Genomic DNA, 9,006 nt, shown 5'->3' with positions numbered 1-9,006 from the left:
GTAGTTAAGCTCTTCAGCGCCGATGGTACTGCATGGGAGACTGTGTGGGAGAGTAGGACGCCGCCGGACATTCTCTTCTGGAAGGCCCCCGCCGTCACGGCGGGGGCCTTCCGCATTTCCGGCAGTTGTTTTCAAATCACCTGTCTAAGTTAGCGGCCTGCGCTGACGCGGCCCGTCCATGGCCCAGGATGCGCTCCGGCTCGACTCGCATCCACTACCAGGCCGACCTGCCCGACCGGATATAGGCAGGCAGGCTTCATCCATTACCGCCTGGCCGCCGTGTCCTAGGCTCCACCAGGCCGCTCCAGAGACAAACGGTCAAGTCAGCCGGACTTGCGCCAGACCAGGGCGGCGGAGACAGGGTGGTTGCGGAACCGTTCCCACTTGGGCTTGAGGGCGATCCAACGGTCGTCGACGGTGCCCTCGCGCATCTCCGCCAGCGTCCACCCGGCCCGGACCCCCGCCATGACGTGGTCGCTGAACAGGTGGACGTGGGTCGCGATGGCGATGGGCTCACCCGAGGCGCTGGTGAAGTGGGTGGGCATTCCGGTCGTCATGATGAAGTGCGGGTGGAAGGCCACGATCACGAACAGCGCGCCCGGCTCGGCGACCCGCCACGCCTCCGCGTACAGCGGGCTCAAGTCGGGCAGGTGCTCGTCGATGAGCGACGCGATGACCAGGTCGTACGCGCCGTCCTCAAGACCCGTGTCGGTGACGTCGGCCTCGTGGAGGCGGTCATGCACCTTCCGGGACCGCGCGACGGCCAGCATCTCGGGCGTCAGGTCGACGCCGTCGATCGAGGAGACGCCGTTGCGGCGCAGCCACGCGGCGGTGCGGCCGGTGCCGCAGCCCAGGTCCACGGCGCGGCGCACGGTCTCCCAGGACGGCTCGGTCAGGTCCTCCAGGAGCGCGATGTCCATCGCGTCCTCGACCGTGTCCTCGTATGTCGTCACCCACTGCCCATAACCGGTCCGGACGTCCACCATCCGGTAACCGCGCGTGTCGAAGTCTGCGAAGCTCAGCACCCGAGCATTATTCCGGTTCGCCCGCAACGGGCGCGATCGAATATCACACGGCCGGGCGGCCGGCATCCGGACGTTACCGTGCGAGTTCATCCGGCGGCCGCCCCCCGCCGAGCCGTTCTCCAGGTCTGGTGCACTCTTGCGAGCTCGCGAGCGATCGGTGCAAGGGCATGGCCGTGGCCGCCGGCTGTGTGGGACGGCAGGCCGCATCATCGCGGTGGCCGGATGCGCCGGAGAGCGGTGTGCGGGCGTCCCCGGAGACGGGGCCCGTGGGGTTGCGGGGGCGCGACGCGAGTGGGCGGGCGGGTTTCGGTGCGGTTGGTGTGCGCGGGTGCGGGTCATAGTCTGCTCAGGTGACTGAAAAGGTGTGGGAGATCGAACCGTCCGGGCCGTTGCGCGGGGACGTGACGGTGCGCGGGGCGAAGAACGCGGTCAGCAAGCACATGGTGGCGGCGATGCTGGGGGACGGGCCCAGCACCATCGGCAACGCCCCCGAGGTGGGGGAGGTGGAGATCACCGCGGCGATGCTGGAGCACCTGGGCATGGCGGTGGAGCGGTCCGGTGACGAGATCACCGTGGTGCCCGGGGCGGTGGCCGATCCGGGGGTGCCGAAGGCGTTCACCGGGTTGAACCGCATCCCGATCCTGATGCTCGGCCCGCTGCTGCACCTGGCGGGCGAGGCGTTCGTGCCGTTGGTGGGGGGCGATCCGATCGGGCGCCGGCCCATCGACTTCCACGTGGAGGCGCTGCGGGCGTTCGGCGCCCATGTGGAGGTCGCCGAGGACGGGATCCACGCCAACGCCACACGGCTGGTGGGGACGCGGATCGACCTGCCCTATCCGAGCGTCGGCGCCACCGAGACGGTGCTGCTGGCCGCCGTGCGCGCCGAGGGCAAGACGGTGATCCGGGGCGCCGCCACCGAGCCGGAGATCATCGAGCTGGCGCTGTTCCTGCAGCGGATGGGGGCGCGGATCGCGTTCGCCCCCGATCGGCGCATCGAGGTGGAGGGCGTGCCGCGGCTGGGCGGGGCGCGGACGCGGCTGGCGGGCGACCGGATCGAGGCGTTCTCCTACCTGGTCGCCGGGCTGGTCACGCGGGGCGAGGTGCGGGTGCACGGCTGTCCGCAGGACCGGCTGGTCACCGCGATCACCACGCTGGACCGGATGGGCGCCCGGTTCGAGATCACCGACGAGTGGATCATGGCGTCGGCGCCGGACGGGCTGCGGCCCGCGGCCGTGCAGACCGACACCCATCCCGGGTTCGCCACCGACTGGCAGACGCCGCTGATGGTGCTGTTCACCCAGGCCGACGGGATGTCGGTGCTGCACGAGACGGTGTACGAGAACCGCCTGGCGTACGTGCCGGCGCTGCAGAGCATGGGCGCGGAGATCGAGGTGTACGACACCTGCCTGGGCGGACCCGCGTGCCGGTACCACGACACGGCGGCGCTGCACTCGGCGGTCGTGCGCGGGGTGTCCAAGCTGCGCGGCGGTGAGGTGACGATGCCGGACATCCGCGCGGGGTTCTCGGCCGTGCTGGCGGCGGCCGTCGCCGAGGGACCCTCCAGGCTGCGCGGCGTCCACCACATCGAACGCGGCTACCACCGGCCGGTCGAGCAGTTCCGCGCCCTGGGCCTCAACCTGCGTCCTCGTTGACCTCCGCCCATGCGCCCGGCGGGCGGCGTCCGCCGCGCGCCGGGGCGTGAGCCGCGACGCCCGGCTCGCGGCGGGGGCGGACGCGGCCCGTCCCCCCCCCCGCCGCGAAGCCCGGCGGGGTGTTTTCGATCGTTGAACGTCGTGGGCGTGGCGTGATGCGGGCGTCCGGGGAATCGTTCGACGGCGGATCGGTGGCGGCGGCGGGGTGCGGGCCGGTGACGCTTTTCCGTGGGCGCGGACGGTGGGTTGCTGTGCACCCAGCGCGAACGGAGAATCAGGCCTGGGACACCAGCGCGCGGAGGTCTCATGGCACGGCTGAAGCTGTCGTCGAGGATTCTGGAACATCTGGACTTCGGCACCCCCTCGGCGGAACGTGACATCGGCCGGGGTCTGGAGAAATGCTTCGTGGAGTCCGCGGCCTACCAGCGCGTCCAGTCCGGCGCCAAGACGATCGTGCTGGGCAACCGGGGGGCCGGGAAGAGCGCCATCTTCCAGATGCTGGCCCGGCAGGAGCGGATCGCCGGAAACAACGTCATCGAACTGTCGCCCGACGACTATTCCTACGAGCTGCTCAGCCAGACGCTGGCGGCCGAGCGCAAGGGGTCGTGGGCGAAGCAGGGCGCCTACGCGGCGGCGTGGAAATACCTCATCTACGTCCTGGTCATGAAGGAGATAGCCCGCAAGGGAATGCGGCTGACCAGGAACGGCGGCGCCGACATCCACCGTTTCATCCGCGACAACTACGCCACCGGGCAGCTGGGGCCGATGTCGCTGCTGGTGTCGTACCTGAAACGGCTGGAGGGGGTGAAGCTCGGCCCGCTGGAGGCCGGGATACGCACCCGTGAGCTGGACCGCCTCTACAAGCTGGAGGAGATCCACGACCTGCTGCCGTCGCTGCGCAACGTGCTGAGCCGGCGCCGCGTGTCGGTGTTCGTCGACGAGCTCGACCGCGGCTGGGACTCCTCCGAGGACGCCCAGGCGTTCGTGGCGGGGCTGTTCCAGGCGTGCGTGTCGATCAACGAGCTGCATCCGAACCTGCGGGTCTACGTCTCGCTGCGGCAGGAGATGTACGACGACATCCCGGCCCTGTACGACGACGCGCAGAAGCACCGCGACCTGCTGGAGCGCATCCAGTGGACCGAGGAGTCGCTGCTGGAGCTGATCGCCAAGCGGATCCGGCACTCGGCGCGGGAACGCGGCTACGACGCCGAGGCCCTGGACCGGCTGACCGACGAGTCGTGCTGGTCGGCGGTGTTCGCCGGCGAGCCGGGCGGGCCGCGGGCGGGGTCGTTCAGGTACATGGCGGAGCGAACGCTGTACCGGCCGCGGGAGATCATCCAGTTCTGCACCGAGGCGCAGCGGGCGGCCCTCGGCCGCGGCATGGACCTGCCGATGCCGCTGGCGGCCGTCGCGCGGGCCGAGCCGGGCTACTCCTCCGAGCGCGCCCGTGACATCGCCGCCGAGTACCGCTACCAGTACCCGGGGCTGATGAGCGTGTTCGAGGTGTTCCGCGGGCGCGGGCCCACCTTCGCGCGCGACGACCTGGAGATGCTCTGCCTGGAGCTGGCGACCGGCGAGATCCGCACCCGCGACACCGAGTCCTGGCTGTACGACCGCGACCCCGACTCCCTCATCGAGGTCCTGTGGCAGGTGGGGTTCCTGACGGCCGAGGGCGGCACGAGGAGCGCGTCGGACCGGACGGGCGGCGGCGTTTTCCTCGGCGCCCACCAGGCGCGGTACCTCAACCTCGCCGCGGCCAAGCGGTTCCAGGTGCATCCGATGTTCCGCTCCTGCCTCGGCATCGAGGAGGTCGCCGCGCCTGCCGCCGGGTGACGCCCCGGCGGCGTGCCCGGCGGACCTCACACGGGGAGAGGGCCGGGGGCCTGGGTGTAGAGCCAGGCGGTGGCTCGCTCGTAGCCGTACCGGAACACCAGCGGCATGACGAGGCTCCGGACACGGCGGCCGATCGGGCCGGCCGTCTTCGCGTCGCGGTTGGCGCCGGCGGCCTTGACCATCCTGGCGATGCGCGCGCGTCGCCGGGCCTCGTACTCGGCCAGGGCGCGCGGCACGGATCCGGCGGTGTGCAGCGCGGTCGCCAGCACCACGGCGTCCTCCAGCGCCATCGACGCGCCCTGACCGGAGCCCACGGGGTGCCCGGCGTCGCCCACCAGCACCGTCCGGTCGTCGTGCCACACCGGGACCCGCGCCAGGACGTGGTTGAGGGTCGGCCGAAGCCAGGTGGTCGTCGCCCGCAGGACGGCGGCGGGGGTCTCCTCGTGCCGGTACAGCCGCGCGACGGCGTCCAGGTCGACCGCGTCCAGGTCCGGCGGCGTCGGGTCGCTGACCTGCGCCGCCCACCAGACGGTGCCGTCGGGCACCGCGATGTGGATGAACGCGCCGTTGCGCCCGAAGGTCATGTTGAACGTCCCCGGGGCGATGCCGGGGACGCCCGCCGAGATCCCCGAGGCGCTGTAGAAGCCCGCGTAGGCGGGTTCGGGCGCGGCGGGGTCGAGGAGGCGGCGGGTCGCCGACCAGATGCCGTCGGCGCCGACCAGCAGGTCAGCCTCGGCGGTGCGGCCGCCGGCGAACGTCGCCCGCACGCCGCCGGGCACGGTGGCCGTGTCGGCGAGCCGTTCGCCGGTGACGACGCGGGCTCCGGAGCGCTGTGCCGCGGCGCGCAGTTCCTCCACCAGCCGTCCGCGCATCAGCGTCACGCTGCGGACCGGATCGCCGGACGGGCGGCCGCGCGGCATGTCGCCGAGCAGCCGTCCCGACGCCGACCACATCCGCTGCCGGTCGACCTCGAAGCCCGCCCGCCGGACGGCGCCGGCGCAGCCGAGCGTCTCCAGCGCCCGCAGCCCGTTGCGGGCCAGGCTGACGAACGAGCCGACCGGCCCCGCCGGGTCGGGGTAGGCCTCGTACACCGTCACCTCCGCGCCGATCCGGCGCAGCGCGATCGCGCTCGCCGCCCCGGCCACTCCGCCTCCCGCCACGATCACCCGCATCGTCCCGCCTCTCCGAATCTTGATTCGCCGAATTTATATTCACTGAATGAGAGTTCAGTATGAGATCGGACGCGGGCCGCGGTCAAGGGGACGTCCTGGCCGGATCGGGGCCCGCACATTGCGGTGCACCCGGAATGCCGGCCAGGGCCGGCCGGTTCATCCAGGACATGGCACGCATAGGACACACGGATCTGCACGTCGGCCCGTTCTGCCTGGGGGGCAACGTCTTCGGGTGGAGCGCGGACCGCGACGGCTCGTTCGCCGTCCTGGACGCCTACACCGCGGGCGGCGGCGACTTCATCGACACCGCGGACGTGTACTCGGCGTGGGTGGACGGCCACACCGGGGGAGAGTCGGAGACCATCATCGGCCAGTGGCTCGCGCGGCGCGGGCGGCGCGACGACGTGGTGATCGCCACCAAGGTCGGCTCGCATCCCGACCACCGGGGCCTGGCGCCGAGCACGATCAGGGCCGCGGCCGAGGCGTCGCTGCGTCGGCTGCGGACCGACCACATCGATCTCTACTACATCCACCGGGACGAACCCGACCGGCCCGTCGAGGAGATCCTCGGCGCGCTGGACGAACTGGTGCGCGCGGGCAAGGTCCGGTACATCGGGGCGTCCAACATCGGCGCCGACCGGCTCGCCGAGGCGCTGGCCGCGTCCGAACGCGACGGGCTCGCCCGATTCGAGGCCGTCCAGCCCGAGTACAACCTCATGTCGCGCGGCACCTACGAGGGCGCGCTCGCGGACGTCGCCAAGCGCAACGGCCTGTCCGCGCTGCCCTACTACGCGCTGGCCTCCGGGTTCCTGACCGGCAAGTACCGTCCGGGCACGACCGTGGACAGCGTGCGGGCGCCCCGGGCGCGCCGGTACCTGGAGAGCGAACGCGGCCCGCGGGTGCTGGAGGCGCTCGACCGGGTCGCCGGGGAACAGGGCGTCGAGCCGGCCACGGTGGCGCTGGCCTGGCTGGCGGCCCAGCCCACGGTCGCCATGCCCATCGCCAGCGCCCGCACCGTCGAGCAGCTCGCGCCGCTGATGGCCGTCGCGGACGTGACGCTCACCGCCGAGCAGCTCGCGCTGCTCGACCGCGCCTCGTCCTGACCGGCGCGCCCGGCCGGGGCGCCGCGACGCCCCGGCCGGACGGCGGGCGCGGGCCGCGGATCGGATAAGAATGGGGTGTGATCGATCCGTCGGCGCCGCTTCCGAAGTACCTCCAGCTTCGGGCCATCCTGCTCGAGATGATCGAGGAGGAGCGGCTGCCGGTCGACGCGCCGGTGCCGTCCGAACGCGAGCTGTGCCGCCGGTTCGGGGTGTCGCGGATGACGGTGCGGCAGGCGGTCGACCAGCTGGTGGCCGAGGACCGGCTGCGCCGCATCCCCGGCAAGGGCACGTTCGTGGCCCGGCCGAAGGTGCAGATGCCCAAGGAACTGGTGTCGTTCACCGAGGACATGCGCGCCCGCGGCATGCGGCCCGGCTCGGTCGACCTGACCGGGAGCACCGTCGAGGCCGATGCGCGCCTGGCCCGGCTGTTCGGCGCCGACCGCGGCGCCGAGGTGCACGTCCTGGAACGGCTGCGGCTGGCCGACGGCGAGCCGATGGCGGTGGAACGCTCGCACATCCTGGCCGCCCGCGCGCCCGGCCTGCTGGAGCGCCGCCCGGCGGACGCCTCGCTCTACCGGGTGCTGGAGGAGGAGTACGGGATCGTCCTGGACGCCGGCGAGCAGACCATCGAGGCCGTTCCGGCCGGGGAGCGGGAGGCGGCGCTGCTGGACGTCGAGCCGGGCAGCCCGGTGTTCCTGGTGCAGCAGCGCACGTTCAGCCGGGGCGCGTGCGTCGAGGTCGCCCTCACCACCTACCGCGCCGACCGGTACCGCATCCACCTGGGCCTGGAGTCCCCGCACCGCGCCGGGCTCGGCTGACCCCGCACGCCGGGCGACCGGCCCGACAAATGCGGCCGGGATGTGCGTAGCCCCCGCGGCGCCGGGAATGGCCGCAGGCACAGTCCGACGATCTGGACCGGAGGGGGCGCGATGCCTGCCACCAGGGACGTGGTGATCGTGGGGGCGGGGCCGACCGGCCTGATGCTGGCCGGCGACCTGGCCGCGGCCGGAATCGGCTGCACGGTGCTGGAGCGCCGGGCCGGGGAGTCGCCGCTGACCCGGGCGTTCGCCGTGCACGCGCGCACGCTGGAGCTGCTGGACGCGCGCGGCGTGGCCGACGAACTGCTGGCCACCGGCACCCGGGTCGGCCACCTGGCGCTGTTCGGGTCCGCCGCGCTGGACCTGTCCGGGCTGCCCGGCCGGTTCCCGTTCGTGCTGGTCACCCCGCAGTACGAGACCGAGCGGGTGCTGGCCGAGCGGGCCCGCGCCGCCGGGGCCGAGATCGTCGAGGGCGCCGAGGTGGTGGACGTCCGGCAGGACCCGGACGGCGTCGACCTGGTCGTCAGCACCGCGGGCGGCGCCCACACCCGCCGCGCCGCCTACGCGGTCGGCTGCGACGGGGTGCGCAGCACCGTGCGCCGCGCCCTCGCGCTGCCGTTCCCCGGACGCTCGGTCGTGCGGTCGGTGATGCTGGCCGACGTGCGCCTGGCCGACCCGCCGAGGGAGGTGCTGTCGGTGGGCGCGGTCGGCGACGCGTTCGCGTTCCTGGCGCCGTTCGGCGACGGCTGGTACCGGGTGATCGCCTGGGACCGGCACCGCCAGCCGCCCGACTCCGAACCGGTCGACTTCGACGAGCTGCGCGCGACGACGCGGCGGGCGCTCGGCACCGACCACGGCATGCGCGACCCGCGCTGGACGTCCCGCTTCCACAGCGACGAACGGCAGGTGCCGAGCTACCGGGTGGGACGGGTGTTCCTGGCCGGGGACGCCGCGCACGTCCACTCCCCGGCGGGCGGGCAGGGCATGAACACCGGCATGCAGGACGCCGCCAACCTCGGGTGGAAGCTGGCCGCCGAGCTGAAGGGCTGGGCGCCGCCCGGGCTGCTGGACACCTACCACGACGAGCGCCACCCGGTCGGCCGCGCGGTGCTGCGCGGCAGCGGCGCGCTGCTGCGGCTGGCGCTGACCGAGGCGCCCGCGCTGCGTGCCGCCCGCACCGTCGCCGTCGGCGCCGCCACCCGGTTCGGGCCGGTCGCGCGGCGGCTGGCGCTGGCGCTGTCGGGCATCGGCGTGGCGTATCCGGCGCCGCACGGCGCGCACCGGCTGACCGGCCGCCGCGCGCCCGACATGGAAGTCGAGCCAGGAGTCGGCGAGCGCACGCTCGTCCCCGGTCAGATGCCGTGTCCAGCCGCGTTCCAGTGGGACTTCCGGTGCCACCCATC

General features: G+C 73.1%; 7 protein-coding genes. 5 read left to right on the top strand and 2 right to left on the bottom strand.

The features are described from left to right. Positions 1 to 323: 323 nt before the first annotated feature. Complete coding sequence (locus ABZ801_RS41525; RefSeq protein WP_360709459.1) at positions 324 to 1,025, bottom strand: class I SAM-dependent methyltransferase; 702 nt, start codon at positions 1,023 to 1,025, stop codon at positions 324 to 326. A gap of 350 nt (positions 1,026 to 1,375) precedes the next feature. On the opposite strand from ABZ801_RS41525, the gene murA reads away from it, so the two are divergent. Then, the gene (gene murA / locus ABZ801_RS41520) at positions 1,376 to 2,677 is read left to right on the top strand and encodes a UDP-N-acetylglucosamine 1-carboxyvinyltransferase (protein WP_344959712.1); all 1,302 of its coding nucleotides are present in this window, start codon (positions 1,376 to 1,378) and stop codon (positions 2,675 to 2,677) included. Positions 2,678 to 2,983: 306 nt separating this feature from the next. Then, the gene (locus tag ABZ801_RS41515) at positions 2,984 to 4,510 is read left to right on the top strand and encodes a hypothetical protein (RefSeq protein WP_360709456.1); all 1,527 of its coding nucleotides are present in this window, start codon (positions 2,984 to 2,986) and stop codon (positions 4,508 to 4,510) included. A gap of 26 nt (positions 4,511 to 4,536) precedes the next feature. Here ABZ801_RS41515 and ABZ801_RS41510 read toward each other — a convergent pair whose 3' ends face one another. Continuing rightward, complete coding sequence (locus ABZ801_RS41510; RefSeq protein ID WP_360709453.1) at positions 4,537 to 5,682, bottom strand: FAD-dependent monooxygenase; 1,146 nt, start codon at positions 5,680 to 5,682, stop codon at positions 4,537 to 4,539. A gap of 167 nt (positions 5,683 to 5,849) precedes the next feature. Here ABZ801_RS41510 and ABZ801_RS41505 point away from each other — a divergent pair, with 167 nt between their 5' ends. The 3 genes from ABZ801_RS41505 to ABZ801_RS41495 all read left to right on the top strand — a co-directional run. After that, positions 5,850 to 6,785 (top strand): aldo/keto reductase, encoded by a 936-nt coding sequence (locus ABZ801_RS41505; protein ID WP_360709451.1) that lies wholly within the window; start codon positions 5,850 to 5,852, stop codon positions 6,783 to 6,785. 77 nt (positions 6,786 to 6,862) lie between these two features. Next, on the top strand, positions 6,863 to 7,603 hold the full coding sequence (locus tag ABZ801_RS41500; protein WP_360709449.1) for a GntR family transcriptional regulator: 741 nt from the start codon (positions 6,863 to 6,865) through the stop codon (positions 7,601 to 7,603). A 111-nt stretch (positions 7,604 to 7,714) separates the two neighbouring features. Further along, on the top strand, positions 7,715 to 9,006 hold a 1,292-nt coding region (locus tag ABZ801_RS41495; protein ID WP_360709446.1), incomplete at its 3' end, for an FAD-dependent monooxygenase.

It is taken from the genome of Actinomadura sp. NPDC047616 (assembly GCF_040642915.1).
In the GTDB taxonomy this organism is placed as follows: Bacteria; Actinomycetota; Actinomycetes; order Streptosporangiales; family Streptosporangiaceae; genus Spirillospora; species Spirillospora miaoliensis.
Note: the sequence above shows the minus strand (reverse complement) of the source record. Positions and strands in the feature narration are given on the sequence as shown.

Bases quoted from the DNA above. Each gene is read 5' to 3' on its own strand.
- ABZ801_RS41515 (WP_360709456.1), top strand. From the start codon at position 2,984: ATGGCACGGCTGAAGCTGTCGTCGAGGATTCTGGAACATCTGGACTTC.
- ABZ801_RS41510 (WP_360709453.1), bottom strand. From the start codon at position 5,682: ATGCGGGTGATCGTGGCGGGAGGCGGAGTGGCCGGGGCGGCGAGCGCG.
- ABZ801_RS41505 (WP_360709451.1), top strand. From the start codon at position 5,850: ATGGCACGCATAGGACACACGGATCTGCACGTCGGCCCGTTCTGCCTG.